Source organism: Pseudarthrobacter sp. GA104, assembly GCF_009741265.1.
Taxonomy (GTDB): Bacteria; Actinomycetota; Actinomycetes; order Actinomycetales; family Micrococcaceae; genus Arthrobacter.
In genome coordinates this window covers 2,176,136-2,201,113 of record NZ_WOWL01000001.1, presented here as the reverse complement: position 1 = coordinate 2,201,113, position 24,978 = coordinate 2,176,136, and the positions used below count along the sequence as shown (strand labels likewise).

The following is a 24,978-nucleotide window of genomic DNA, read 5'->3' as shown; positions in this document are numbered from 1 at the left end:
TCGGAATCTCACATATACCTGAAACGGAAATTAATTAATGAGCGACGAAACACCCGAGAACCCGGCCTCCGACGCCGGCACTCCGGACACCGTTCTTGAAGGCGACGTGCTGATCGACCGCGTGGAGCAGGTGGACCTCCAGACAGAAATGCAGCGGTCCTACCTGGACTACGCCATGGCTGTCATTGTTGGCCGTGCCCTCCCGGACGTCCGGGACGGCCTGAAGCCGGTCCACCGCCGGGTCCTTTACGCGATGTTCGACGGCGGCTACCGGCCTGACCGTTCCTTCAACAAGTGTGCCCGTGTGGTGGGCGAGGTCATGGGCCAGTACCACCCGCACGGCGATACGGCGATCTACGACGCTTTGGTCCGCCTCATCCAGGACTGGACCATGCGCTACCCCCTGGCCCTCGGCCAGGGCAACTTCGGCTCCCCGGGCAATGATGGCGCTGCGGCACCCCGGTACACCGAAACGAAGATGGCCCCGCTTGCCATGGAAATGGTCAGGGACATCGACGAGGAAACCGTCGATTTCCAGGACAACTACGACGGCAAGAACCAGGAACCCACGATCCTGCCTGCAAGGTTCCCCAACCTGCTGGTGAACGGGTCCTCCGGCATCGCCGTCGGCATGGCCACCAACATTCCGCCGCACAACCTGCGCGAAGTGGCGGACGGCGTGCAGTGGTACCTGGCCAACCCCGGCGCCAGCCGCGAAGAACTGCTGGAAGAACTCCTGCTGCGGATCAAGGGTCCCGATTTCCCCACCGGCGCCACCATCCTGGGCCACAAGGGCATCGAGGATGCCTACCGGACCGGCCGCGGCTCCGTCACCATGCGCGCAGTGGTAAATGTCGAAGAGCTGCAGGGACGCACCTGCCTGGTGGTCACCGAGCTGCCGTACCAGGCAAACCCGGACAACCTGGCCATCAAGATCGCCGAACTGGTCAAGGACGGCAAGATCCAGGGCATTGCGGACCTCCGCGACGAGACCTCCGGACGCACGGGCCAGCGCCTGGTCATCGTGCTCAAGCGCGATGCCGTGGCCAAGGTGGTGCTGAACAACCTTTACAAGCACACCGAACTGCAAAGCAACTTCTCCGCCAACATGCTGGCCATTGTTGACGGCGTCCCCCGCACCCTGAGCCTGGACGCCTTCATCCGGCACTGGGTGACCCACCAGATGGATGTCATTGCCCGCCGCACACGGTACCGGCTGCGCAAGGCCGAGGAAGAGGCCCACATCCTGCGGGCGCTCCTGAAGGCACTGGACATGCTGGACGAGGTGATCGCCCTCATCCGCGCGTCCAACACCACCGAAGCGGCACGCGACGGACTGATGGAACTGCTCGACATCGACGAGCTCCAGGCCCGCGCCATCCTTGACATGCAGCTGCGCCGCCTCGCCGCCCTGGAACGGCAAAAGATCCAGGACCGGCACTCCGAGCTTGAAGCGTTGATCGCCGAGTACAACGAAATCCTTGGCTCGGAGCAGCGCCAGCGCGAGATCATCAGCACCGAGCTCGGCGAGATCGTGGACAAGCACGGGGACGATCGCCGTACCCGGATCCTCATGGGATTCGACGGCGACATGTCCATGGAAGACCTCATTCCCGAAGAGGAGATGGTGGTCACCATTACGCGCGGCGGCTACGTCAAGCGCACCCGCAGCGACAACTACCGTTCGCAGCAGCGCGGCGGCAAGGGCATCAAGGGTGCCCAGCTCCGCGGCGACGACGTGGTGGAGCACTTCTTCGTCACCACCACCCACCACTGGCTGCTCTTCTTCACCAACCTGGGCCGCGTCTACCGCGCCAAGGCCTATGAGCTGATGGAGGCGGGCCGCGATGCCAAGGGCCAGCACGTGGCCAACCTCATGGCGTTCCAGCCGGACGAACACATCGCCCAGGTCCTGGACCTGAAGGACTACCAGCAGGCGCCGTACCTGGTCCTGGCCACCAAGCGAGGGCTGGTCAAGAAGACCCGGCTCGAGGATTACGACACCAACCGTTCCGCCGGCGTGATTGCCATCAACCTGCGCGACGGCGACGAGCTGGTGTCCGCGCAGCTGGTTTCGGAAACCGACGACCTCCTGCTGGTGTCCCGCAAGGGCCAGTCCATCCGTTTCACCGCCACCGAGGATGCCCTCCGGCCCATGGGCCGGGCAACCTCCGGAGTCACCGGAATGAAGTTCCGCGAGGAGGATGAGCTGCTGGCCGCCAATGTGGTGACTGACGGCTCCTACGTCTTCATCGTGACCGAGGGCGGGTACGCCAAACGGACAGCGGTGGAGGAATACCGGCTCCAGGGACGCGGCGGGCTGGGCATCAAGGTAGCCAAGCTTGCCGAAGAACGCGGCGACCTCGTGGGCGCGCTGATCGTCCAGGAAGAGGATGAGGTGCTGGTGGTCATGGAGGGCGGCAAAGTGGTCCGGTCCTCCGTTGCCGGCGTCCCCGCCAAGGGTCGTGACACCATGGGCGTGATCTTTGCCAAGCCGGACAAAAACGACCGGATTATCGAGGTGGCACGCAACAGCGAACGCGGCCTCGAGGGCGAGGAATCACCGGAGGATGACGTAACGTTGGCTGAAGACGGCGGATCCCTCGAGGAATCAGCCAGCCCAGCATTGGCAGAAGAACCACCGGCCGTTGAGTCAGAGGACGCCTCGGGCAACGCTGAGCAGAACGAAGACTACACGGAGGTAACGAGTGAGTAATCCCGACTCATTTCCCAAGTCGAACAGTACGGTTCCCGACGGCAGCCGGCCCTCAGCCGCTCCACGGGTAAACGCCCCCGTTCGTCCGCAACAGCGCCCTGCCGCCCCTGCCGCCGCCCAGGGGCAGCGCCCGGCAGTCCCCGGCCAGCGTCCGGCCCAGGGCGACCGGCCGGCGGGACCGCCGGCCCAGCGTCCCGTGGGACAGCCCGGCCAGCGCCCGGCACCCGGCCAGCGACCGCCGTCGGCCGGTCCAGGGCAAGGCACCCCGGGCCTCGTCAAGCCTGCTCCGAAAGCGAAGGTCCGGCGTGCACGGCTGCTGATCAGCAAGGTGGACCCGTGGTCCGTCCTCAAGATGGCTTTCCTGCTGTCCGTGGCACTGGGAATTGTCACCGTGGTGGCCGCCATTGTGCTGTGGACTGTTCTTGACCTCACCGGAATCTTCGACCAAGTGGACAGCCTGTTGGGTACCCTGGCCGGCTCCGAAGGCGGCGGCTTCGAGCTGAAGAAGGTGGCTTCCCTGGGCCAGGTGGCATCCTTCGCCACCATCATCGCGGTAGTGAACGTGGTCCTGCTGACCGCGCTCTCCATGCTTTCCGCCGTGCTCTACAACATCTCTGCCACCCTTGTGGGCGGCATTGGCGTCACCCTCACGGACGACTAGTTCCCTGTTTTCGCCGGCCAGATACCGGCGAAAACGCCCGATTTGAGATCGGGCCGGGATGTGCTGTAAAGTCATGTCTCGGCCCGATGAGGCATCGGGGCGTATAGCTCAGGCGGTTAGAGCGCTTCGCTGATAACGAAGAGGTCCCAGGTTCAAGTCCTGGTACGCCCACGGAACCTGTGCAGGTTCAAGCAGGTCTGGTTCGCGTAACCCGCAGCCGGACCGGAACGGGGAGCATGTGAAGAAGTTGCTTGTACTGGCAGCGGCGATCGCAGGCGTCCTGCTCTACCGGAAAGCACAGGAATCCGAAGCCCGGAAAGATGCCTGGAGCAAGTCAACCGACTCGGTGGACTAGCGCCGGGACCCGGACTGGAGCTGGTCAAAGGCCTCCAGGTTCTAGGGTATGATTGACGGGTTGCTTCTTATGGGGGCATGGCGCAATTGGTAGCGCACCTGCTTTGCAAGCAGGGGGTTCGGGGTTCGAGTCCCCGTGCCTCCACCATAGGAAAGTCCCGGTCAGCGGAAACGCCGGCCGGGACTTTTGCTTTGTCCGCGGCATGAGCTCAAACAGCAGTCGAACTGCGCATTAGGGTTGGTCAGTGAACTTCTTTCTTGCAGCCCTCGGCGTCCTGGGCGTCGCGTCATCCGGTCCGCTGATTGCTGCCACCCTGGGCGCCACCACTGTGAGTGCACTCGCCATTGCCTTTTGGCGCAATGCGATCGGCGCGGCCGTGATGGCCTCCCCCACTCTCGTCCGGGAGCCCCGGCAATTCGGCAGGATCACCAAACGTGAGTTTCGCTGGTGCCTGCTGGCCGCCATTGCCCTGGCATTCCACTTTGCCTGCTTCATCACCTCGCTGCAGCTCACCTCTGTCGCGGCAGCTACTGCGCTGGTGTGCCTGCAGTCGGCGTGGATCGCGGTGTTTCAACTCTTCCGCGGGACCCGCCACCGTTGGCAGGTGCTGGCCGGGCTGGGCATTGCTTTCGGCGGTGTTGTAGCCATCACCGGGTTTGACATGGGGTCCTCCCCGCAGGCCCTGCTGGGTGACCTCCTGGCCGTGGCCGGCGGCGCGCTGGCCGGCCTTTACACACTGGCAGGCGGTAAGGCCCGGCAAAGCATGACGACGGGCACCTACACCACCCTCTGCTACGGGATGTGTGCAGCATTCGTGGCCGTCATGGCTCTGCTGGCCGGGCAACCGCTGGCGGGCTTCGAAGCGGCGGGCTGGCTGGGGATCCTGGCGATCACAGTCTGCGCGCAGCTTGTGGGCCACACAGCGTTCAATCACCTGCTGGCCACCATGAGCCCGCTGCTGGTGTCCATGATCATCCTTCTGGAAATTCCGGGGGCTGCGCTGCTCGCCGCGGTCTTCCTCAAGGAGACGCTCCCGGCCGGAACCTATGCCGGGCTGGGCCTGATTCTGGCCGGACTCGCCGTCGTCGTGACGGGCCAAAGGTCGGGCAGGTCCGGGCGCCGGGGAAGGCCAGCGCGGAACGGGCAGGAGGAACCGCCGTCGGACCGCCCGCTTGCAGAGCTGGGAACGGACTGAGGGCGCCCTGTCCGGCGGCCTACTGGCCGCCGCGGCGCACAGGCTGGGCCGTGTTGACCGTGTGGATGGCCCGGAGGAGCTTTGCGGGGAAGTACACCGAAAAGAACACCACCATGGGAGCCTTTAGCGCCATCTTCTTTACGTTGTGGGCCTTGTAGGTACGGTCGAACCGCGTGACGTAATAGCGGTAGTCCCGCGGTGAGTCCTCCAGCCGCCGGGCGGACATGCCGGAGACCATCTGCGGGCAGTACTGGATTTTCAGGTCGTGTTCGGCGAGGTGCAGGGACAGATCGATGTCCTCATGCATCTCGTCCTTTTCATCAAGGCAGGTCTCTGCCCGGATGGCGTCCCAGGCGGAGGAGCGGAGGGCCATGTTGGAGCCGAACAGGAAGTGGTACTGGTGTTTAGCCAGCTTCAGCATCAGCTGGCGCATTTTGTCATCGGCTTTGAGCCCGAACCGGCGCATGGGCATGTCGTAATAGACCACCGGACCCGTGGCCGCCTGGACTGACTGGTCCACGAACGCCCTCTGCACCTGCTCCACCCAGTCGGGCTCCACTACCGAATCGGCATCGATCCGGCCCAGGACATCTCCCGTGGCGTTGTCCAGCCCGAAGTTCCGGGTGGGAATAAGGCCCTGCTGCTGATCCTGGCTCAACAGCACCAGCGGGCTTTCCGGGTATTCGAGCTGCATTTGGCGCACGATGTCAGCGGTCCGGTCCTTGGAAAGGTTGTCCACCACCACGATCTCGTGGGCCGGGACCGACTGGTAGATGGCAGCTATCAGGCACTGCCTGATAACGCCCTCCTCGTTGTAGGCCGGGATGACAATGGATACGCGGGGCAGGTTTGCTGCGTCGTTCAAGGCATCCCCAGAGGGTTGTTGGGCTGGCATCAGTTCAAATCTAGCATCCAACCGCAGCCGCTCCCGGATGGCGGAAACCACGGGAGACGGGAAAAGGGCCCCGCCGGCGGCGGAGCCCTTTCCGGCTGAGCTCTCCGGCCTTGGCCGGACGACACAGCGGACAGCTGATCAGGACTGTGTAGTGCCCTTGTTCCCGTTGCTGATGTTGGCTGCGATGTTCTTGGTGGCAGTCTTGGCATCGGTAGCTGGAGCCGCGCTTTCCGAGGCGTCTTCAGCCACGTGCTTTGCCTTTTCCCCGGCGTCCTCGGCCTTGTCCGCCGTGGCGGCGTCGGTCGAAGGGGAAACCGGCGCTGCCGCAGGTTCAGCGGCGTCGGCTGCCTTTTCCTGGACCTCGTTCACTGTGGTGGCCGGAACCGGTGCGGGCGTGGGTGTCACCGGGGAAGGGGTCTTCCACGGATCCTCAACCGGCTTGGATGCCTTCCAGGCAGCTACTGCAGCCGCAACCGCCGCCGCAATGACGCCGAAAACGAGCCAGCCGCGCTTCTTCGGCTTCTCCGGCTCGGCAAGCTGGATCCCTACGGTCCGGCCCGCCTCCGTTGCTGCTGCCTTGAGCTGTGTGCCGGTGGCCTGGGCCTGCTCCTGGATGGCGTGGATGATTCCCACATCCCCAAGCTTCTGCGCAACGGCGTCAACGTGCGCGGGAGTGTTCTCCAGGGTGCGGTGCACGGCCTCCGAGGCGTGGCCGATCTGGTCTGACAGGCGCGGCAGGTATTCAACGACAACCCGGTCACGGGCGTTGAGGATCACCGGGGTGGCCTTGTCCAGGGCCTCATGAAGACGGGGAGAGGCTCCTTCCACAGCTTCGTTGATCTTGGGCGCGAGCTGCGCCAGGCCGTCCTGGATGCGTGGGGTCACGGTGGCCACGCCGTCCGCCAGGTTGTGGGCAGCGGATTTCAAGCCTTCCTGGATCTTTGGCGACGCAGTGTCCAGGCCGTGCTGGAGACGGTCAACAGCTGCTTCCACACGGGGGGCTGCCCAATCCTTGGCGTTCTCTACGGCGCTGGCGACTTGCAGCTCAAGGTCACGGGCAATACGGTCCGACTTCTTCACAACTACCTCCCGGTTAGGTGACGGTTCTGTGGTTAGCCTACGTTGCTTGGTGTTCACCGGCTATTCCCACTGCGGATTTTAGGCGGATTTCACCCAGCGCGGAACTGCCGCCGCAGCCGCAACGGCCCGGATGGGCCATGGAAGAATGGAGGCTATGACTGCCATCGCAACCGCAAAAGCAACCATCCACACGAGCCTCGGCGACATCGCCGTGAACCTCTTCGGCAACCACGCTCCCAAGACCGTCAAGAACTTCGTCGGCCTTGCCACCGGCGAGCAGGCGTGGACCCACCCGGAGACGGGTGAGGACAAGACCGGCACCCCGCTCTACAACGGGACCATCTTCCACCGCATCATCAAGGACTTCATGATCCAGGCCGGCGATCCGCTGGGCCGTGGTGTGGGCGGCCCGGGCTACCAGTTCGATGACGAGATCCACCCGGAACTGAGCTTCAACCAGCCTTACAAGCTGGCCATGGCCAACGCAGGCATCCGCATGGGCAAGGGAACCAACGGTTCGCAGTTCTTCATCACCACCATCCCCACGGACTGGCTCCAGGGGAAGCACACGATCTTCGGTGAAGTGGCTGACGAAGAATCCAAGAAGGTTGTTGACGCAATCGAAGGCGTCCGTACCGGCATGGGTGACCGTCCCGTAGAGGACGTCACCATCAACAGCATCGACATCGAACAGCTGTAACACCGAACCATGAGTTACGGAATTCCGTCGGCTGAGCCGTCCGCGCAGGTTCCGGTATGCCCGCGGCACCCGGACCGGCCCTCCTATGTGCGCTGCCAGCGTTGCGGTCGCCCCGCATGCCCTGACTGCCAGCGGGCGGCCGCCGTCGGATTCCAATGCATTGACTGCGTCAACGAAACAAAACGTTCGACGCCGGAGGTCCGGACGGTCTATGGCGGCGTCGCCGCTGCTGGCAAGCCTTTGGTGACGTTCGGAATAATCGCCGTATGTGCTGTGGTGTACGCGCTGCAGTGGCTCATCCCGGGCCAGGCTGTGTACGAACAGTTTGCCTACAACAATGTCTTTGCCACCCCCCAGTACGGGGCGTTCGAGCCGTGGCGCATGTTGACGGCGGCTTTCCTGCACTCACCCGATTCACTGCTGCACATCCTGCTGAACATGTACACGCTGTGGATCTTCGGCCAGGTCCTGGAACCGCTCCTTGGCCGCGTGCGTTTCCTGGCCCTCTACCTGTTGTCGGCCGTGGGGGGTAGCGTCGGCTACCTGCTCCTGAACCCTGTCCTTGTGCCCGGCCAGGGGCTGGTGGGAGTAGTGGGCGCATCCGGCGCGATCTTCGGCCTGTTCGGCGCCATGCTGTTGGTCCAGCGCCAGCGTGGCGGGGACACCCGGCAGCTGTGGGTCCTCATAGCTATTAATGGAGTCATAGGTTTCCTGATTCCCCAGATTGCCTGGCAAGCCCATTTGGGCGGGCTCATTACGGGCGCGCTGTGCGCAGCAGTCCTTGCCTACACTCCCCGCGGGCCCCGGCAGGGCTTCCTCCAGGCCGCCGGACTGATGGCCGTGCTGGCCCTGCTGATAGCCGTCAGCTGGGTGAGGATTTCCGTCTAGTCCCCGCCACGGCTGCCAAGCCGGCCCGAGCAGAAAAACCCTGGCCTCCGAAAGGACGCCAGGGTTTCTGCTTATCCACAGCAGTTATCCACATTGTTGGTAACTTACATCCCTGTAGTTCTCCGTTCGGCCCTTCAGCTACCGCGGAGTAGCAGGGATTTTGCGGTGCAGGTTCCATTCTTCTCCACATCTGTGGATAACTGTTGGGGATAGGGGTGTGCTTAAGTGGACAAACAGCCCGTAAAAAGCCGTTCTGTGGATAACGCGGTGAAAACCCCCTGGCACCACTGGTTCTCCCCGGGTCAGGGACGTCCCATCAACAGGGTTATGCACATTGTTAATAAAGAACAGCGGTGTAGTTTTTGGCTGTTTGCGCCGCTGCATCGCAATGTGCGGGCCACTGACCTTCCCATGAGTCCCGGCCTGTTTCCACACCTGTGGATAACTTGTGGGTATCCCGATGTTGGTAAGTGGATAAGCTTCAGGTGCCTACCTTTGCGCCTGAGCCCCTTCCCGACAGGAGAATTTATGACCGCCACTGCCCAGCACGTTTTCCTGGACAAGCAGCATCCTGCATTGTGGCGGGCCCTGAACGGATTGGGGCTCAAGGTCAAGGAGGCGGCCCAGGAAGCCGGCATCGAGGTCCGGACCATGGAGCTGCTTAATGTACGCATTTCGCAGCTGAACGGCTGCGCCTTCTGCCTGGACCTCCACGTCAGAGAAGCTGTCGAGGCGGGCGAGACCCCGCAGAGGCTGGCGGTACTTCCTGCATGGCGCGACACAGCACTTTTCACGGAGAAGGAACGTGCTGCACTGGCGTTGACCGAGAGCATCACGGAATTGCCTGGTCACGGTCCACAGGAGCACGAGGAGTCTTACGCCCGGGAGCACCTCACCGAGGAAGAGTTCTCCGTGGTGAGCTGGCTGGCCATCACGATGAACGCCTTCAACCGGGTTTCCATCACCAGCCACCACCCGGTCCGGCGTAAGCGGTAGGGCACCGCCTTGTCCTTGGGATTATCCACAGGTATTCCACACTGTTAATAAACGCATGTGCAGTGGGGATCGGCCGTGGCCGCCGTGTGAAAGGCGGCCACGCACGTACATGCGTCGGCAATGCGGCCGTTTATCCCCATTGTGGATAACTTTCCCAACAGCTGGGGATAAAAACAAAACCCTTAGCGGGCAGGAGCGGGCCAGATCCCGGAGGACCCGCGCCGGTGGCTCCCCACCAGGTGGGTGTCCACCATGCCGATCGCTTCCATCAGGGCAAACATGGTGGTGGGGCCGACGAAGGAGAATCCCTTTTTCCTCAGGGCCTTGGAGAGCGCAACGGATTCGGCCGACTGGGTGGGGATGTCCGCATGGACGGCGGGGTGCGGAGTGGAAGCGGGCTGGAACTGCCACACGAAGTCCACCAGCCCGCCGTCCTGGCGCAGCGCGAGGGTGGCTTGGGCGTTGTTGATGGCAGCACGGATTTTCAACCGGTTCCGGACGATGCCTGCATCCTGCATGAGCCGCTCAACGTCGGCGTCGGTGAACAGCGCAACCGCATCCGGGCTGAAACCGGCGAAGGCGTCACGGAACGCGGGGCGCTTGCGAAGGATCGTGGCCCAGGAAAGCCCTGCCTGGAAGCCCTCCAGGCAGATGCGTTCGTAGAGGCCTTGTTCGTCCCTGACCGGCAGGCCCCACTCGGTGTCGTAGTAGTCGCGCATGAGCGGGTCCGTGGACGCCCACGCGGGACGGGCGAGGCCGTCGTCACCTACCAGGACACCGGCAGCGTCAGGAGTCACGCTTTTCTCCTTTAGGATTACCTGCCGGGCCGGCCGGCCGGGAGTGGATCTCGTCCTTGAAGGGGCCTAGGAGCGCCAGCGGGTGGTCATGAGGAAGCCTACGATGGCGATGCCGAACCCGGCTACGATGTTCCACGATTCCCAGGCCTGGACGGGAAAGCGGCCTTCGCTGATGTAGAACGTGATGATCCAGAAGAGCCCGATGATCATCAGGCCGAACATAACGGGCTTGAACCATACCGGGTTGGGCTTGTACGCCTGGGAAGCAGTCTGCTGCGGGGTGCTGGCGGTCTTCTTGCGCGGCTTTGACTCGGGCACTGGCTCTCCTTGGCGGGCTGAGGCAAGATCGGCGGTCCGGCCTTGATATCCTGCAAGAAGGAAATTGCCAGCGGTCTGCGCGATCTTGGTCAAATCTGGATTCTTACTAGCAGCCAATTCTAGCCGTAGTTCAGGGGCCGCCGGTGCCCGTCGGAACCGCCCGGAGGAGAACGCGTGGTATTGCAGGAGAAGGCGAGGCAAGCCGCTGCGCCGCCTGCCGGCGTCGTTATACTGCGCGGAACGGTCCAGGTTATTGGCGAGCTGCTCATCACCGCCGGCATCATCCTCCTGTTGTTCGTGGCCTGGCAGCTGTGGTGGACCAACGTGGAATCAGACGCCAGGCAGAGCGAAGTGATCAAGGAATTCGCGCAGGATATTGCCGGCGCCGCCCCTTCCGCGCCGGCCGCTGCTGATCCTCCTGCCGCCGGTGAAGACTTCGGCGAGCCGGCCGTGGCTGCCGCGCCGGCCCACGCCGGCACGATCGGCATCATGTACATTCCCCGGTTCGGGGCGAACTACACGCGGCCGATTGTCCAGGGAACCAGCAGCGATGTGCTGGACACCCTGGGCCTGGGACATTACGGGACCACGGCCATGCCCGGCGCGGTGGGCAACTTCGCTGTCGCGGGGCACCGCCAGACCCATGGCGCAGTGCTGGACAACATCCACACGCTGGTTCCGGGGGACAAAATTTACGTCCAGACGAAAGACGGCTATTACGTCTACGTCTTCCGCAACAACCAGATCGTCATGCCGTCCCGCACCGACGTCCTGGAACCGGTGCCGACGCTTCCTGGGGTTACCCCCACCGAAAGATACCTGACCATGACAAGCTGCAACCCGCGCTTCGGCGCTGAAGAACGCATCATCGCCTACGCGCTGCTGGACAGTTGGCGCCCTGCATCAGCTGGTCCGCCCGCGGAAATCGCGGACCAGGTGGCTTCGGCGATCGGAAAGGGCTGATCATGTACGGCTGGATATTCCGCCATCTCCCAGGGCCGCTTTGGCTGCGGATTGTCACCTCATTGGTGCTCATTGCCGCCGCACTGGTATTGATGGTTCAGTTCCTTTTCCCCTGGATGTCCCACTACACCCAGTTCACCGACTCAACGATTGGTGCAGCAAGCCAGCCATGACCACAACCAAGATCCTCGTGGTGGATAACTACGACAGCTTTGTCTACACCCTGGTGGGCTACCTCCAGGAACTCGGCGCCGAAACCACCGTTGTCCGCAATGACGACGTCACCCTGGCGGAGGCCATTGAACTGGCGGGCACCCGCGACGGCGTACTGATCTCGCCCGGCCCCGGTAACCCGGCTGAAGCAGGAGTCTGCATCGAACTGATCAAGTGGTGCGGTGAGAACAGCGTGCCCATGTTCGGCGTCTGCCTGGGCCACCAGGCGCTTGCCGAGGCCTTCGGCGGCAAGGTGACGCACGCCCCCGAACTCATGCACGGCAAAACATCCCTGGTGCAGCACGTGGGAACCAGCGTGTTTTCCGGGCTCCCCTCCCCCGTCACCGCCACGCGGTACCACTCGCTGGCGGCCGTGCGGGAATCGATTCCGGACGTCCTGGAAATCACTGCTGAGACAGCAACGGGCGTGGTGATGGGCCTCCAGCACCGGACGGCACCTCTGTGCGGCGTGCAGTTCCACCCGGAATCCGTGCTCACAGAGGGCGGCTACCAGATGCTGGGCAACTGGCTTGAGTCGCTGGGAATGAAGGGCGCGGCTGCCCGGGCAGCCAAACTGAGCCCGCTCATCCAGCGCTGAGCCGGCCCGTTCAGCACTGAATCCTACTGATGCAGCGCTGTGCCGGGCTTAGCCCTTTTTGGTGGAGGTCGGCGTCGGAGTAGGCGTGGGTGTGGGGCTTGGCGGGGGCGGCGGGGCTTTGGCCACCACGATAGTGACGGTCTTGCCCTGGTCCACGGCCGCGTTCACGGGGTCGCTTTGCTCCGTCACCCTGCCCGGCTCAACCTGGGCATTTTCGGCCTCAACGACGTTGGGCACCAGGCTCAGTTCCTTCAACGCCGCTTCCGCCTCTTCGCGGGTGCGTCCCCGCAGTTCAGGCATGGCTACCTTGCCGGTGGACACCACCAGTTCGACGCTGGTTCCGACGCCCACCTTCTGGCCGGGCGCGGGGCTTGTGGTGATCACAATTCCGGCAGGCACGGTGGCGCTGTTTGCCGTGGTGGTGGTGGGGGCCCCTACCAGTCCGCTTTGACGCAGGATATCCCGGGCCGCCGCCTCTGTTTTGCCCGGAAGGCTCTCAGGGATCATGACGGCGCTGGGGCCCTCTGAAATATTGAGGATCACCTCGGCGCCGGGATCCAGCGAAGCACCGGACGCGGGATCGGTACCGATCGCCGTACCCTTGGCCACGGTGTCGTGCTGCGACCGGACAATCCGGGGCCGGAGCTCCGCGTTATACAGTTCCTGCAGCGCCGCCGACTCTGTCATGGCGGCCACTGCCGGGACCGTGATCTTGGGCGCTGCCGGAGCAGGGCGGTTGATAATGCTGTACAGCCACAGGGCGCCGCCTGCCAGGACAAGGAGCGTGAAGACCACCAGCGTGCCAATCCACGCACGACGACGGGACTTCTGCCGCGGGCTCCGCTCACGTTCCGGAGTCAGGCCCAGCGGCAACGCATCAGCTGACCGATGGTCATCGACGCCGGACGCGAAGGGAACCAGGGTTTCGTGGTCCTCGGCAGAGGAAGGGATAGCCGCCGGCAGCCGGCCGGTAGGTGCGTCGTCGAGGAAGCCTGCCCCTGCGGCGGGGAAGGCCTCGGTGGCCGGGGACGGGACATGGTCGTTGGGGTCCGTGGGCGCTTCGGAGGCCGGAACCGCCGGGACCGGGACGCCGGACCGTGCAGCGCGCAGGGCGCGCCGGAACGCCGCAGCATCCTGGAACCGGTCATCCCGGTTCTTTTGCAGCGCCTTCGCCAGCACACTGTCCAGGGCAGGAGTCACATCGGGGTTGAGGCTGCTGGGAGGCTCGGGAATCTCCCGTACATGCTGGTAGGCCACGGACACCGGGCTGTCACCGACGAACGGCGGCCTGGACGTGAGCATTTCGTACAACAGGCAGGCAGCGGAATACAGGTCGCTGCGGGCGTCAACGGTTTCGCCGCGGGCCTGCTCGGGGGACAGGTACTGCGCGGTGCCCACCACGGCCTGTGTCTGCGTCATGGTGGCTGAAGAGTCGGCGATGGCGCGGGCGATGCCGAAGTCCATCACCTTCACCGAGTTGGTGTTTTCGCAGTACATGACGTTGGCCGGCTTGATGTCCCGGTGCACGATGCCGGCCTTGTGGCTGTATTCGAGGGCGCCGAGGACACCCAGGCAGTAGTCGATTGCCTGGTCAATGGTGACGTCATGGGCACGGATCAGGTCGCGGATGGTCTTGCCCTCCACGAATTCCATCACGATGTAGGGCACGCGGACGTTGTCCTCCGAGCCATCGTGGACCAGGTGTTCGCCGGTGTCGTAGATGGCAACAATCGAGGAATGGTTGAGGGCAGCAACCGCCTGTGCTTCACGCTTGAACCTGGCCTGGAACTGCGGGTCACGCGCCATGTCCGGCCGAAGCAGTTTCACGGCGACAGTCCGTCCCAGCCGGGTGTCCACTCCCCGGTAGACGTCCGCCATGCCTCCCCGCCCGATCAGACCGCCCAGTTCGTACCGGCCGCTGAGGACACGGCGGTTATCCACCGGGAGGCTGTCCTCGCGGTGCAACGGTGTGCGCGCTGACTCGTTCACTGGCTGTCCTGGCGGTTACGGCTTGCAGGTTGGCGGGGTACCGGGCAATTGGCCGGCGGTGCAGGCGGGCAGGGGCGTCGCTACCGTGGGCGCCGCCACCGCCGACGTGGTGGCTGACGGGGCCGGCGCGGGAGCAGAAGTTGTGGGTGCCGGCGGTGCTACGGCATAGACCACCGTGATGGGCGAGCCCTGGGGCACCAGGCCCGTAGGATTCAATTCTATGACCTTGCCCGGGCCATCCGCGGTACTCTCCTGCGGAATCACGGTGACGGCCAACCCGAGCCCGGCAAGCTCCGCCTGAACCTTGCGATAGTCCTGCCCGAGGTAGGCGGCCGGGATGACATTGACCGTTTCCTGGGTGGGTGTGGGCGTAGGCGTGCTGCGCGTGGCCGTGGGCGTGGGCGACTGCGTGGTCCTGGTGGGGCTGGCAGTGGTGCTCGCCGGGCTGCTTGTGGTTGCCCCGGAAGTGGCGTCATTCGAGGGGAAGAGAATGCCCCGCTGGCTGAGGAAGAAACCCACCAACGCGAACAGGAGCAGCAGGATTAACGCAATCAGAGGCCATGTCCAGGGACTGCGGCCTTTACGCTGCGGCTCATCGGCGGGCTCGTCGTCGTACGTTGTTTCTTCCGGAACCCACCTGCGCTCCGCAGCGAGGGCATTGGCCCGGGCAAGTGCGCCCTGGGGAGCGTCCGGCTCCGCCGCTGATGCCCCGGCAGCCCCGGCGGCTGCGCCTGCCGCACCCGCACCCAGCACCGGCAAAGCGGAGGTGGGGGTGGGCGAACTGTCGCGCTGGGCTCCGATGACGCCGGTGGGCGCCGTGGCGGTGTCCACGGGAGCCGTGATGGGGCCCGTGTTGTCCGCGTCAAAGAGGAGCATGCCGGGAACGGCGGCCCGGGCGGCGCTGATGTCGCCGTTCCGGATGGCCTCGGCTGCCTCTGCCAGCTTGATGGCGTTCTCCGGCCGGTTCTTTGGATCCTTGGCAAGCATGGACATCAGCAGGGCGCGCACCGGGGTGGGAAGGGATTCCGGCAGCGGCGGCGGCGCATCGTTGACCTGGGCCAGCGCGATAGCGATCTGGGACTCGCCGGAGAAGGGTCGGTGGCCGGTCAGGCACTCGTAGCCGATGACGCCGAGCGCATAGATGTCCGAAGAACCCGTGGCGGTCTGGCCGGTGGCCTGCTCGGGAGCAAGGTACTGGGCGGTGCCCATCACCTGGCCGGTCTGGGTGAGGGGAACCTGGTCAGCCAGGCGGGCGATGCCGAAGTCGGTGACCTTGACCCGTCCGTCAGGGGTGATCAGGAGGTTGCCGGGCTTCACGTCGCGGTGCACCAGGCCCTGCGCGTGGGCAACGGACAGCGCACGGGCGGTTTGCGCAATGATGGACAGCGTGCGGTCCGGGGACAGGACCTGCTCGTGCTCGATGATGTTGCTCAGGGGCTGGCCGGGGACCAGTTCCATGACCAGGTAGGCGGATCCCTCCTCCTCGCCGTAGTCGAAGACGTTGGCGATGCCCACGTGGTTCAGGAGTGCGGTGTGACGGGCCTCGGCGCGGAAACGCTGGAGGAACCCGGGATCGCCGGTGTACTCCTCCTTCAGCACCTTGATGGCGACGATGCGGCCCAGGACGAGGTCTTTCGCTTTCCAGACTTCGCCCATGCCGCCGATCGCGATCCGCGTGGTCAGCTGGAATCTGCCGCCGAGGGTGATTCCGGTTGTAGGCCTCACTTATTCAACACCGCCTCAAAAATTCTCTTCGCGTTCGGACTGGTTAGCTGGGCTCCCGTGGTGATGTCCACGCCTTCCATGACGATCGTGACACCCACCTGCGGGTTGTTTGCGGGGGCAAAGCCGGTGAACCAGGAGTTGTTGGTGCCGTTCCCCAGTTCCGCGGTTCCCGTCTTGCCGGCCACCTGGACACCGGGAACGGCTGCCCTGTTGGCGATGCCTTCACTGACGGCACTGACCATCCACTCGGTGATCTGGTTTGCAATATCCGGGGTGGTGGAGGTCCGCAGCTGCTGGGGCTGGGGTTCGTCGATGACCCGCAGGTCCGGAGAGCGCAGGGTCTTGACCAGGGTGGGCCTCATCTGGACGCCGTCGTTGGCAATCGCCGCGGTCATCAACGCAACCTGCAGCGGTGTGGCACGGACGTCCTTCTGGCCGATGGCGGACTGGGCCAGCCCGGGAGCGTCGAGGTCATCCGGGAAGCCGTTGCCCCGGGCATAGCCGAGCTTGATCTGGTCACCCATGTCCTCACCGAAACCGAACTTTTTCGCCTGCTCTGCGATGGCGTCCCGGCCCAGGTCCAGCGCAATGCTGGCGAACGGGGTGTTGCAGGACTGTTGCAGCGCGAAGGCGAAGGTCGCCGTGTCCCGGGTGTAGCAGTTGCCGCCCGCATAGTTGGGAAGCTTGTACTGGATTCCCTCGAACGGCATTTCCGCAGGGTTGGGGAGCACGCTGTCCTTGTTGTACTTCCCCGATGCAAGCGCCGCGGCGGTGTCCACCAGCTTGTAGACCGAACCGGGAGCCAGCAGTTCCCCGGTGGGTCCGCTGACGTTCTGGTTCAGGTTGATGCCGGGGACCTTGAGCAGTTCGTTGATGTTGGCGGTCTCGGCGTTCGGATCCTGGATGGCGATCAGGTTCGGATCGTAGGAGGGTTTGGAGACCATGGCAAGGATGGCCCCGGTTTTGGGATTGGTGACCACGATGGACCCGCGCTGCCCGTCCGGGATCAGGCTGTAGGCGAGCTGCTGGATTTTGGGGTCAATGGTGAGCTCCACCGACGCGCCCTTGGGCTGGTTCCCCAGGAAGAGCTGGCCCACGCGGTCCAGGAACAGCTGGTCCGAGTTGCCGGTGAGTACTTCACCCATTGCCTGCTCCAGGCCGGTGGCACCGAAATTCTGCGAGAAGTATCCAGTGATTCCTGCGTAAAGTTCCGGCTGCGGGTAGGTCCGCTGGAACTTGCAGGTCTCCGACGTGCCTTCGACCGATTCTGCTACCGGAGTGCCGCCCACGATGATGGCACCGCGGTCGTTGCAGTAGTTCTGCAGGATGGCACGCTGGTTCCACGGGTTGGCCTTGAGCTCATCGGCTCCCACTACCTGGACGTAGCTGATGGCGCCGAAGATGAGGGCGAACATGGCGACGGCCGCCACCCATGAATGCCGTATTGCCTGGTTCACGAGTGCTTCACCGCCTCAGTAGGAGTATCAATGCCCATAGAATCTGCTGCCTCGCCCGGCCGCAGCGGTGTGGTGTCCACCGGGCCGCGGGCTGTATGGGAAATCATCAGGAGCAGGCCCACAATGATCCAGTTGGCCAGCAGCGACGAACCGCCGGCTGCAAGGAACGGCGTTGTCAGGCCGGTCAGGGGGATGAGCCGCGTGACCCCGCCGATCACCACGAAGCACTGCAGCGCCACGGCAAAGGAGAGGCCGCAGGCGAGGAGCTTTCCGAACGCGTCCCGGGTGCCCAGCGCGGCCCTGAACCCGCGCGTGAACAGCAGCAGGTACATCAGGACGACGGCGAACAGGCCCACCAGGCCGAGTTCCTCGCCAAGGGACGCGATGATCATGTCGCTGTTGGCGAACGGGACCAGGTCCGGGCGGCCCTGCCCCAGTCCGGTTCCCACCAGTCCGCCGTTGGCCATGCCGAAGAGCCCCTGGACAATCTGGCCGCTTCCGCCCGGTGAGCGGTCGTAGACCTCCGGAGTGAAGGCGTTGAGCCAGCCGTCGATCCGGAGTGCAACGTGGGAGAAGACCTGGGCGGCGATGAAGCCGCCGCCAAAGATGAGGGCCAGGCCGATTACTACCCAGCTGATGCGGCTTGTGGCCACGTAGATCATCACGATGAACAGGCCGAAGAAGAGCACCGATGAACCAAGGTCCCGCTGGAAGATGAGCACGCCGATGCTGACCAGCCAGGCCGTGATCATGGGGCCCATGTCCTTGAACCGCGGGAACTGCAGCGGACCGACTTTCCGGCCGGCCAGGAGGATCAGGTCGCGGTTGGATGAAAGGTAACCGGCAAAGAATATGGCGAGGGTGATCTTGGCGACCTCGCCGGGCTGGAACGTCATGGGACCGAGCCGGATCCAGACGCGGGCGCCCAGGATCTCGCCCGCGCTGATGCCGGGAATCAGCGGCAGGAGCAGGAGGACGGCGCTGGCTGCCAGGGAGATGAAGGTGAACCTGCGGAGCACGCGGTGGTCCTTGAGCAGCCAGATGACCGCGATCGCCACCGCCATTGCAATGAGGGTCCACCGCAGCTGGTTGTTGCCGGTGTCGTCACCGGGTGCGTCCAGGCGGTGGATCATGGCCAGCCCGAGTCCGTTAAGGGCGACCACCAGTGGAAGTATTACCGGGTCGGCATACTTGGCGCGGAAGCGCAGGACTGCATGGAAAACCAGGGAGGCAACGGCGAGGAGGCTGGACTGGAACCAGAAATCCGAGTCAAAGGCCTTTTCCTGGTCGACGCCCACCAGCATGTTGGCGCCGATGCCGACGGCCAGGGCCAGCAGGAGCAGTGCGAGTTCGACGTTCCGCCGTGGCTTGGGAATGGTGCTGAGCTGGCTCATGGGACCGCCTTGCAGGTGACGGTGGGGCTGGGGGACTGGCTTGCCGGAGAGGCGGTGGCCTCCGGGGCCGGTGCAGGTGCGGCCGGGTCCGTAGGGGCCGGCGCCGGTGTGGATGCTCCAGGTGACGCGGAAACTGTTGGACACCCTTCCTCTGGGGAGGTGGTCCCGGTGAGTTCGAGGTTCTTCACGATCCGCTGGGCATCGTAGAGGTCATTGGCGGGCACGGTCTGGCGCACGCGCTGCTGCGAGAACGGGGGCAGGGAATCCATCCGGATTTCTGTGACGGTTTCAAGGCTGGAAAGGCCGATGGGGCCAAGGCGCTGGGAGACGCCGTTGAAGATGGCGACGCGGGAGTCGTACTCGCCGACGTAGTAGCGCGTCTGGGTCCAGGCATACCCCAGCCAGAGGCCCACTGTCAGGGCCACCAGCACGGATGCGGCGATCGCCCAGGTAATCCAGCGCCGCGGCTTGAGCGGCACCACGTTGTCATCAGCCTCGGTGCCGGACTGTTCTGCCCTGTGGGTGAGGAGGGTGGCTGCCCTCCGCGCCACGGTGCGTCCGGCGATGGTGGGAATGGACCCGGATTCTGCCGCTGCTGCCGCTGCACCCACAAGCTCGTGGGGGCGCGAGGCGAGTTCGTCCCGCAGGACCTCAGCGGACAGGTGTTCCCCCAAGTGCGGGTCGGTGGAGCCCGGTTCCACTGAGCGCTGTCCATGGCCGTCCTTGGCAGGGCCCTCCTTGGAAGGTCCGGCGGCGGCCGGACCGGCGCTGGCTGCCGGGCCGCTGCCCGCGCCGGGGCCCTTGTCGGGGCTTTCCGTGCCGGACGTGTTCATGCCGGGAGCTTTGGTGCCCTCAGCCGGATCCTGCGGCCCTGCGGCGGGCGGTGCTGCCGGCTGGACTGCTGCGGCAGGGGCTGCGGTGATGGCTGTGGAAGGGACGACTTCGACGGCGGCGGTTCTGACGTCGTCGGGCGTTTCCTCGACAATTTCCACCATGACCACTGTGACGTTGTCCGGGGAGCCGGCTTCGAGGGTCAGGTCCACGAGGGTTTCCACGCACTCGCGGAGGTCCTTGGTTTCCCGCACCGTCCGTTCCACGGCGTGGCCGGCAACGTAGTTGAGCCCGTCGGAGCAGAGCAGCCAGCGGTCGCCGGGGCGGACGTCCAGGGTGTCGAGATCGAGTTCCGGGCTGGCGTCCACGTCGCCCAGGACGCGCATCAGGACGTTTTTGTGCGGGTGGCTTTCGGCCTCCTCAGGGCGGAGCCGGCCTTCGTCGATGAGGCGCTGGACAAAGGTGTGGTCCACGCTGACCTGCTTGAATTCGCCGTCGCGCAGGAGGTAGGCCCGGGAATCGCCGATGTGTGCAAAGTAGAGCTTGCCCCCGGCCAGCAGGAGCGCCGTGACGGTGGTGCCCATCCCCGCCAGTTTGGGGTTCTGGTGCACGAGTTCGGAAAGCAGGGAATTGGCCGTCTGGATTTCGTCGGCAAGGACGGTGCCGGCGTCGCCGTCGTAGTCGCCGCGGTCCAGGTGGATCATGTCCAGGACAGTGGCGGCGGAGGCTACGTCGCCGCCCGCGTGGCCGCCCATGCCGTCCGCGACGACGGCGAGGTGCCGTCCCACGTAGGCGGAGTCGTCGTTCTTTGAGCGGATCCGGCCGACGTCGGAACGTGCGGCGTAGCGCATGATGAGGGGCCGCTGCGCGGGCCGGGGCCCGTTGGCGGGGGTTTGCGTGACGGCCACGGCTATGGCCTCAATTCGATGACCGTCTTGCCGATTCTCACGGGAACCCCTGGCTCAACCGGCAGGGCACGGGTAAGTTGCTGGTCCGCCAGGTAGGTTCCGTTCGTGGACCCCAGGTCCTCGATGAACCAGCGGCTGCCTTGGGGGAACAGCCTGGCGTGGCGGCCGGACGCGTAGTCGTCCTCCAGGACCAGGGTGGCTTCCTGGGCGCGGCCCAGGAGGATGGGGCTGGCAGCCAGCGGAAGGGTGGTTCCCTTGAGTGGACCTTCGACGACGACCAGCTGGTGCGCCTGCTGCTTCGCCGGCTGCGGAGGGGCTTCAGCAAGCTCCGGGTTCCTGCGGACCTGGCGCTGGGTGGGGGCGCCGGAGGCGGCCTTCCGGCCCACCATGAGGTCCCGGCGCATGGCTGAGACGATGCTGAAGATCAGCACCCAGAGGAGCAGGAGGAAGCCGAACCGCAGGACGGTGATGGTGAGGTCGCTCATGTGCGGCCACCCGTGCTTGCAGGCAAAAGGCGGAAGATGATTTTTGTCCGTCCCATAGTGATGGTGGAGCCGTCAGTGAGTTCGGTGCTCCCTGACACCTTCTGCCCGTTGACATAGCTGCCGTTGGTGGAACCCATATCCACTGCGCTGGTCACGCCGTTGGCCGTGCGGATTTCCAGGTGGCGGCGGGACACGCCCGTGTCTTCGACATGGATGTCGGCTTCGGACGACCTGCCAAGGACGATGGATGGAGCGTTGAGGGAGTAACGCTGCCCGTCGATATCCAATACGGGCTGAAGCCGTACCGGCTGGCGGCTCGGAGCGGCCGGCAGGTTGGGGCGTTGTGGCTGGCCTGCGGGTGCGCCCTTCGATTTCTCGGTTGAAGAGAGGATTTCGAAGTTGCCGGCGCGCAACTCGGCGTCCCGGCGGAAGGAAATCCGTACTGAGCCCTGAAGGGTGTAGCCCTGGCTGCGGACGTGGTTGATGACGACGTCGCAGAGTTCCTCGGCCAGCGGGGTTCCCCATTCCTGGGCCCGCTTGAAGTCGTCATCGCTGAGCTGCACATCGAAAACGTTTGGGGCGAGTGTCCGGCCGGCGGCCACAGTCAGGGCCTTGTGGTCAACTTCCCGGCGCAGCCTGCTGGCGATCTCCACAGGTTCGACCTGGGCGCGCGAGCCGGTAGAGAAGACGCCCCGGACAGCCTTTTCAATGCCGCGTTCAACCTTGTCGAGCAGACCCATGGTTCTTCTCCTTTCCCCCCAGCCGCGGGGCAGTTTTCGTTCCGGAACTTCACCCGCAGTGCAGCTCGCAAGTCAGCGGTGTGCCTGCCTGCAGCAGCCACTCCTACATCAGATACTACTGGGCAGGGCTGTGAATGACCTTAATCAGCAACGCCCGGGGGCCGCCAAAAGTTCAGTCTGTTGCCGGGCCTTGCCTGGGCCGGCGGAGGCCAATTGGTGTTTTCCGTCCACCTTCCGTTATGCTTGATCTCGCTGCTTTTACAAGGTAACGGATCCGGGAAACCGGCCGGAACTTGGTGAAAGAAGTTGCGCGCGAGTGGCGGAACGGCAGACGCGCTGGCTTCAGGTGCCAGTATCCGAAAGGGTGTGGGGGTTCAAATCCCCCCTCGCGCACGCAAATGAAAGAGCTCCGGTCGAGAGACCGGGGCTCTTTTGCGTTAAGGCGACGACCCTGGAGTTGTTCGCGAATCCGGGCCCTGAAGGGTTGGATCCGCGAACAAGCTGAGGTTTCGTGCCCGATAGCCAGGCGCCACGCCAGGTTACGGCCGCGCGGAAGCCTTGAACCGGCGTCGTGAATTGGCCAGGTGGCTGCGCATGGCAGCCGCTGCGGCAGCCTCGTCACCGTCCGCAATGGCCTCCGAGATGGAGCGGTGCTCCTGGACCACCTGGTCGAAGTGGTCCCGGGCGTAATGCTCGACGCCGGTCATGAGGCGGGTGCGCGGCATCGCGATCATCGTTTGGCCAAGCGCCGCCAGGCAGTCGGAGTAGTAGGGGTTGCCGGAGGCCGCGGCAACGGCGCGGTGGAACTCGAAATCCGACTTCATGGCGCGGGCGGGGTGCCCCGCGCTGGCGGTGAACTCCTCAAGGGCCGCGGTGACGGCGCGCAGCTGCCGCTCGGTGTGGTTCCGTGCGGCCAACGCGGCGGCTTCGGTTTCCACGCCCATACGGAACTCCAGCAGGTGGACCCGGTCCTCCATGGTGGCCACCGGACGGGCCCCGGGTGCTGCCTGGGGCCGGTCCGTCGGCGGCGTGAGGGCGAAGCTTCCCCGCCCCCGCTCGGTTTCAACAAGCCCCTCGGCCTGGAGCCGGGTCAGCGCCGCGCGGACAACCGTCCGGCTGACGCCGAAGTCGCTGATGAGGGTGTTCTCGCTGGGGAGCTTCTCACCCGGCTGGATGACGCCGTCAACGATGCGGTTGCGAAGGTCAGCGGCGAGGTCCGCGGTGAGGTTCCGACTCATGGCTTCAAGGTTACGCGCCGAACTCCACGGTCTCGGTGGTCCAGGCACGTGCCTGGTCGCTGAGGGTGACGCCGAGGCCCGGGCGGTCCGGGACGATCATCCGGCCGTCCTTGGTTTCGAGCCGTTCATTGAACAGCGGGTCGAGCCAGTCGAAGTGTTCCACCCAGGGCTCGCGCGGGTAGGCAGCGGCGAGATGGAGATGGATTTCCATGGCGAAATGCGGTGCCAGGCCCAGCCCGCGCTCGTCGGCCAGGGCGGCCAGGCGGAGGAACTGGGTGATGCCGCCGACGCGGGGAGCGTCCGGCTGGATGATGTCGCAGCCGTTGGCGTTGATGAGGCCCTTGTGTTCGGCCACAGACGCCAGCATTTCACCGGTGGCGATGGGGGTGTCCAGGACGTTGGCCAGGTGGGCGTGGCCCTCGAAGTCGTAGGCGTCCAGGGGTTCTTCGATCCAGATCAGGTTGAACTCCTCGAGCTGGCGGCCCATCCGCAGGGCGGTGGCCCGGTCCCACTGCTGGTTGACGTCCACCATCAGCGGAACGTCCCAGCCGATGTGTTCGCGGATGCCTGCGACGCGGCGCAGGTCCTCTTTGCTGTCGGGGAGGCCCACTTTGACCTTGATGCCGCCGATGCCTTCCTCGAGTGACTGGGTGGCCCGGGCCTTCACTTCCTCGAGGGTTGCGTTCAGGAATCCGCCGGACGTGTTGTACGTCTGCACGGAGTCGCGGTACGAGCCCAGGAGCTTGGCCAGCGGCAGGCCGGCCCGCTTGGCTTTGAGGTCGTAGAGGGCGATGTCGATGGCGGCCAGTGCCTGGGTGGCGACGCCGGACCGGCCCACTGACGCTCCGGCCCACAGCAGCTTGGTGTAGATCTTCGCAATGTCGTTGGGATCCTCGCCGATGACGCCCTCGGCTACTTCCTTGGCGTGTGCATACTGCGCCGGCCCGCCGGCCCGCTTGGAGTAGCTGAATCCGACGCCGGTGTGCCCCAGCTCCGTGGTGATTTCCGCGAACAGGAAGACCACCTCCGTCATGGGCTTCTGCCTGCCCGTGAAGACCTTGGCATCGCTGATGGGAACAGCGAGGGGAAGGCGGGCGGTGGACAGTTTGACGTGCCGGATCAGGTCGACGGTACTCACGGTTTCTCCTTTGGGCGGGGCCGGGCTCCTTTGCCCGCCAACTTAGGATATAAGTGCTGTACTTATATTACAAGTGGTGCCTTGTTAGGCTGCTCGTCCTTGGCCTGGCTCAAGGGGCTGGCAGACCGAATTCCTGGTGATTCCGTACCACGCGGGCCAGGACGGACTTCTCAACAACGGATGCGGCACGCCGATCCACCTCCGCAGCATCGAATTCGACGAGGCCCACGATCTAAAGCATCAGGTTGGCCACGGAGGCGTTTCGCCGGTGAAGACCAGAGGACAACTGTGGTGTCCCCGTCCAGTCGAAGCCTCCTGAGCCTAAATGCTGTCAGGATGAAATCTAAGACTCGTTGAGAACCCTGTCTGGGAAGGGGCGAACCTGCTCTTTTCTGACGTCGGATGACTGGTCGCCTGACGTCAGGTTGGGGTGTACGCGAATTTGACGGGCATCGCTGCCATCTATGCGCCGGGTCTTCTAACGCAGGGACCCCCCAGGTCAGAGGCGCGCGGGGCGACCGCCACTACGGCGTTTGCGAGAGTGAAGCGGTAGTCGGCCGGTTCGGGCGACACTGCGGCAGCGTCGAGCCGAGCGCGACGGCGGGACGGCCCGGCGAAACCGACCCAAACACGCAAGGGTGCCCTGACCCGCCATAGTGAGTCAGGGCAGTTGCCTGGGGCTGGCGCCGGCGGCGTGG

At 64.7% G+C, this 24,978-nt stretch carries 22 protein-coding genes and 3 tRNA genes; 12 read left to right on the top strand and 13 right to left on the bottom strand.

The features are described 5' to 3' along the window. The first annotated feature begins 37 nt into the window (after window positions 1-37). The 6 genes from gyrA (at window position 38) to GK109_RS09995 (ending at window position 4,927) form a co-directional block, all read left to right on the top strand. Window positions 38-2,716 carry a DNA gyrase subunit A gene (gyrA, locus tag GK109_RS10015; RefSeq protein ID WP_157240145.1) on the top strand — a complete coding sequence of 893 codons (2,679 nt, stop codon included), beginning with the start codon at window positions 38-40 and terminating at the stop codon, window positions 2,714-2,716. Next, complete coding sequence (locus tag GK109_RS10010; protein ID WP_370460515.1) at window positions 2,709-3,377, top strand: DUF3566 domain-containing protein; 669 nt, start codon at window positions 2,709-2,711, stop codon at window positions 3,375-3,377. The genes gyrA and GK109_RS10010 overlap by 8 nt, the downstream gene beginning before the upstream one ends. 97 nt (window positions 3,378-3,474) lie before the next feature. Continuing rightward, a tRNA-Ile gene (locus tag GK109_RS10005) sits at window positions 3,475-3,548 on the top strand. 67 nt (window positions 3,549-3,615) lie between these two features. Further along, window positions 3,616-3,732, top strand: a complete 117-nt coding sequence (locus GK109_RS22075) for a DLW-39 family protein (RefSeq protein WP_234005471.1) — start codon at window positions 3,616-3,618, stop codon at window positions 3,730-3,732. Between the two features lie 71 nt (window positions 3,733-3,803). Next, window positions 3,804-3,879, top strand: a tRNA-Ala gene (locus tag GK109_RS10000). Window positions 3,880-3,976: 97 nt separating this feature from the next. Then, window positions 3,977-4,927: a DMT family transporter gene (locus GK109_RS09995; RefSeq protein ID WP_370460514.1), complete on the top strand. Its 951-nt coding sequence runs from the start codon at window positions 3,977-3,979 to the stop codon at window positions 4,925-4,927. A gap of 19 nt (window positions 4,928-4,946) precedes the next feature. Here the strand turns inward: GK109_RS09995 and GK109_RS09990 are convergent, their stop codons facing one another. Continuing rightward, window positions 4,947-5,822 carry a glycosyltransferase family 2 protein gene (locus GK109_RS09990; protein WP_157240144.1) on the bottom strand — a complete coding sequence of 292 codons (876 nt, stop codon included), beginning with the start codon at window positions 5,820-5,822 and terminating at the stop codon, window positions 4,947-4,949. Between the two features lie 138 nt (window positions 5,823-5,960). Beyond that, window positions 5,961-6,902: a hypothetical protein gene (locus GK109_RS09985; protein WP_370460513.1), complete on the bottom strand. Its 942-nt coding sequence runs from the start codon at window positions 6,900-6,902 to the stop codon at window positions 5,961-5,963. Window positions 6,903-7,056: 154 nt separating this feature from the next. Here GK109_RS09985 and GK109_RS09980 point away from each other — a divergent pair, with 154 nt between their 5' ends. The 3 genes from GK109_RS09980 to GK109_RS09970 all read left to right on the top strand — a co-directional run bounded on the left by GK109_RS09980 (window position 7,057) and on the right by GK109_RS09970 (window position 9,486). Beyond that, a complete protein-coding gene (locus tag GK109_RS09980) occupies window positions 7,057-7,602 on the top strand; it encodes a peptidylprolyl isomerase (protein WP_139027259.1) in 546 nt (181 codons plus the stop codon). Window positions 7,603-7,611: 9 nt separating this feature from the next. Continuing rightward, entirely contained in the window at window positions 7,612-8,490 is an 879-nt protein-coding gene (locus GK109_RS09975; protein ID WP_157240142.1) for a rhomboid family intramembrane serine protease, read from the top strand. A 528-nt stretch (window positions 8,491-9,018) separates the two neighbouring features. Beyond that, window positions 9,019-9,486, top strand: a complete 468-nt coding sequence (locus GK109_RS09970) for a carboxymuconolactone decarboxylase family protein (protein WP_157240140.1) — start codon at window positions 9,019-9,021, stop codon at window positions 9,484-9,486. Window positions 9,487-9,668: 182 nt separating this feature from the next. On the opposite strand, the gene GK109_RS09965 is transcribed toward GK109_RS09970, so the two are convergent. Continuing rightward, entirely contained in the window at window positions 9,669-10,283 is a 615-nt protein-coding gene (locus GK109_RS09965; protein WP_323058119.1) for a DNA-3-methyladenine glycosylase I, read from the bottom strand. A 66-nt stretch (window positions 10,284-10,349) separates the two neighbouring features. After that, window positions 10,350-10,601: a cell division protein CrgA gene (locus GK109_RS09960; RefSeq protein WP_321214856.1), complete on the bottom strand. Its 252-nt coding sequence runs from the start codon at window positions 10,599-10,601 to the stop codon at window positions 10,350-10,352. A 174-nt stretch (window positions 10,602-10,775) separates the two neighbouring features. Between GK109_RS09960 and GK109_RS09955 the strand changes: the two genes are divergently transcribed. Together GK109_RS09955 and GK109_RS09950 are read left to right on the top strand one after the other, a co-directional pair. Continuing rightward, complete coding sequence (locus GK109_RS09955; protein ID WP_321214857.1) at window positions 10,776-11,564, top strand: class E sortase; 789 nt, start codon at window positions 10,776-10,778, stop codon at window positions 11,562-11,564. Between the two features lie 169 nt (window positions 11,565-11,733). After that, a complete protein-coding gene (locus GK109_RS09950; RefSeq protein WP_157240137.1) occupies window positions 11,734-12,375 on the top strand; it encodes an aminodeoxychorismate/anthranilate synthase component II in 642 nt (213 codons plus the stop codon). 48 nt (window positions 12,376-12,423) lie between these two features. Here the strand turns inward: GK109_RS09950 and pknB are convergent, their stop codons facing one another. From pknB to GK109_RS09915, 7 genes are read right to left on the bottom strand one after another with little or no spacing between them, the layout of a single operon-like run. Further along, window positions 12,424-14,364 (bottom strand): Stk1 family PASTA domain-containing Ser/Thr kinase, encoded by a 1,941-nt coding sequence (pknB, locus tag GK109_RS09945; protein WP_370460510.1) that lies wholly within the window; start codon window positions 14,362-14,364, stop codon window positions 12,424-12,426. Window positions 14,365-14,379: 15 nt separating this feature from the next. Then, window positions 14,380-16,089, bottom strand: a complete 1,710-nt coding sequence (locus GK109_RS09940) for a protein kinase (RefSeq protein WP_370460509.1) — start codon at window positions 16,087-16,089, stop codon at window positions 14,380-14,382. Beyond that, window positions 16,086-17,546 (bottom strand): peptidoglycan D,D-transpeptidase FtsI family protein, encoded by a 1,461-nt coding sequence (locus GK109_RS09935; protein ID WP_370460508.1) that lies wholly within the window; start codon window positions 17,544-17,546, stop codon window positions 16,086-16,088. Before GK109_RS09935 ends, GK109_RS09940 begins: the two co-directional genes overlap by 4 nt. Continuing rightward, the gene (locus GK109_RS09930; protein ID WP_157240135.1) at window positions 17,543-18,940 is read right to left on the bottom strand and encodes an FtsW/RodA/SpoVE family cell cycle protein; all 1,398 of its coding nucleotides are present in this window, start codon (window positions 18,938-18,940) and stop codon (window positions 17,543-17,545) included. Before GK109_RS09930 ends, GK109_RS09935 begins: the two co-directional genes overlap by 4 nt. Next, complete coding sequence (locus tag GK109_RS09925; RefSeq protein ID WP_370460507.1) at window positions 18,937-20,679, bottom strand: PP2C family serine/threonine-protein phosphatase; 1,743 nt, start codon at window positions 20,677-20,679, stop codon at window positions 18,937-18,939. The genes GK109_RS09930 and GK109_RS09925 overlap by 4 nt, the downstream gene beginning before the upstream one ends. Before the next feature lie 2 nt (window positions 20,680-20,681). After that, window positions 20,682-21,164: an FHA domain-containing protein gene (locus tag GK109_RS09920; RefSeq protein ID WP_157240134.1), complete on the bottom strand. Its 483-nt coding sequence runs from the start codon at window positions 21,162-21,164 to the stop codon at window positions 20,682-20,684. Beyond that, window positions 21,161-21,904 carry a DUF3662 and FHA domain-containing protein gene (locus tag GK109_RS09915; protein WP_157240132.1) on the bottom strand — a complete coding sequence of 248 codons (744 nt, stop codon included), beginning with the start codon at window positions 21,902-21,904 and terminating at the stop codon, window positions 21,161-21,163. Before GK109_RS09915 ends, GK109_RS09920 begins: the two co-directional genes overlap by 4 nt. Window positions 21,905-22,214: 310 nt before the next feature. Between GK109_RS09915 and GK109_RS09910 the strand changes: the two genes are divergently transcribed. Then, a tRNA-Leu gene (locus GK109_RS09910) sits at window positions 22,215-22,297 on the top strand. A 146-nt stretch (window positions 22,298-22,443) separates the two neighbouring features. Here the strand turns inward: GK109_RS09910 and GK109_RS09905 are convergent. Further along, window positions 22,444-23,142 carry a FadR/GntR family transcriptional regulator gene (locus GK109_RS09905; RefSeq protein ID WP_157240130.1) on the bottom strand — a complete coding sequence of 233 codons (699 nt, stop codon included), beginning with the start codon at window positions 23,140-23,142 and terminating at the stop codon, window positions 22,444-22,446. Between the two features lie 10 nt (window positions 23,143-23,152). Beyond that, the gene (locus tag GK109_RS09900) at window positions 23,153-24,280 is read right to left on the bottom strand and encodes a mandelate racemase/muconate lactonizing enzyme family protein (RefSeq protein ID WP_321214863.1); all 1,128 of its coding nucleotides are present in this window, start codon (window positions 24,278-24,280) and stop codon (window positions 23,153-23,155) included. Window positions 24,281-24,978 lie beyond the last annotated feature (698 nt).

Bases quoted from the DNA above. Each gene is read 5' to 3' on its own strand.
- GK109_RS09905 (WP_157240130.1), bottom strand. From the start codon at position 23,142: ATGAGTCGGAACCTCACCGCGGACCTCGCCGCTGACCTTCGCAACCGC.
- GK109_RS09980 (WP_139027259.1), top strand. From the start codon at position 7,057: ATGACTGCCATCGCAACCGCAAAAGCAACCATCCACACGAGCCTCGGC.
- GK109_RS09915 (WP_157240132.1), bottom strand. From the start codon at position 21,904: ATGGGTCTGCTCGACAAGGTTGAACGCGGCATTGAAAAGGCTGTCCGG.
- GK109_RS09975 (WP_157240142.1), top strand. From the start codon at position 7,612: ATGAGTTACGGAATTCCGTCGGCTGAGCCGTCCGCGCAGGTTCCGGTA.
- GK109_RS09950 (WP_157240137.1), top strand. From the start codon at position 11,734: ATGACCACAACCAAGATCCTCGTGGTGGATAACTACGACAGCTTTGTC.
- gyrA (WP_157240145.1), top strand. From the start codon at position 38: ATGAGCGACGAAACACCCGAGAACCCGGCCTCCGACGCCGGCACTCCG.
- GK109_RS09990 (WP_157240144.1), bottom strand. From the start codon at position 5,822: ATGCCAGCCCAACAACCCTCTGGGGATGCCTTGAACGACGCAGCAAAC.
- GK109_RS09920 (WP_157240134.1), bottom strand. From the start codon at position 21,164: ATGAGCGACCTCACCATCACCGTCCTGCGGTTCGGCTTCCTCCTGCTC.
- GK109_RS09970 (WP_157240140.1), top strand. From the start codon at position 9,019: ATGACCGCCACTGCCCAGCACGTTTTCCTGGACAAGCAGCATCCTGCA.
- GK109_RS09930 (WP_157240135.1), bottom strand. From the start codon at position 18,940: ATGAGCCAGCTCAGCACCATTCCCAAGCCACGGCGGAACGTCGAACTC.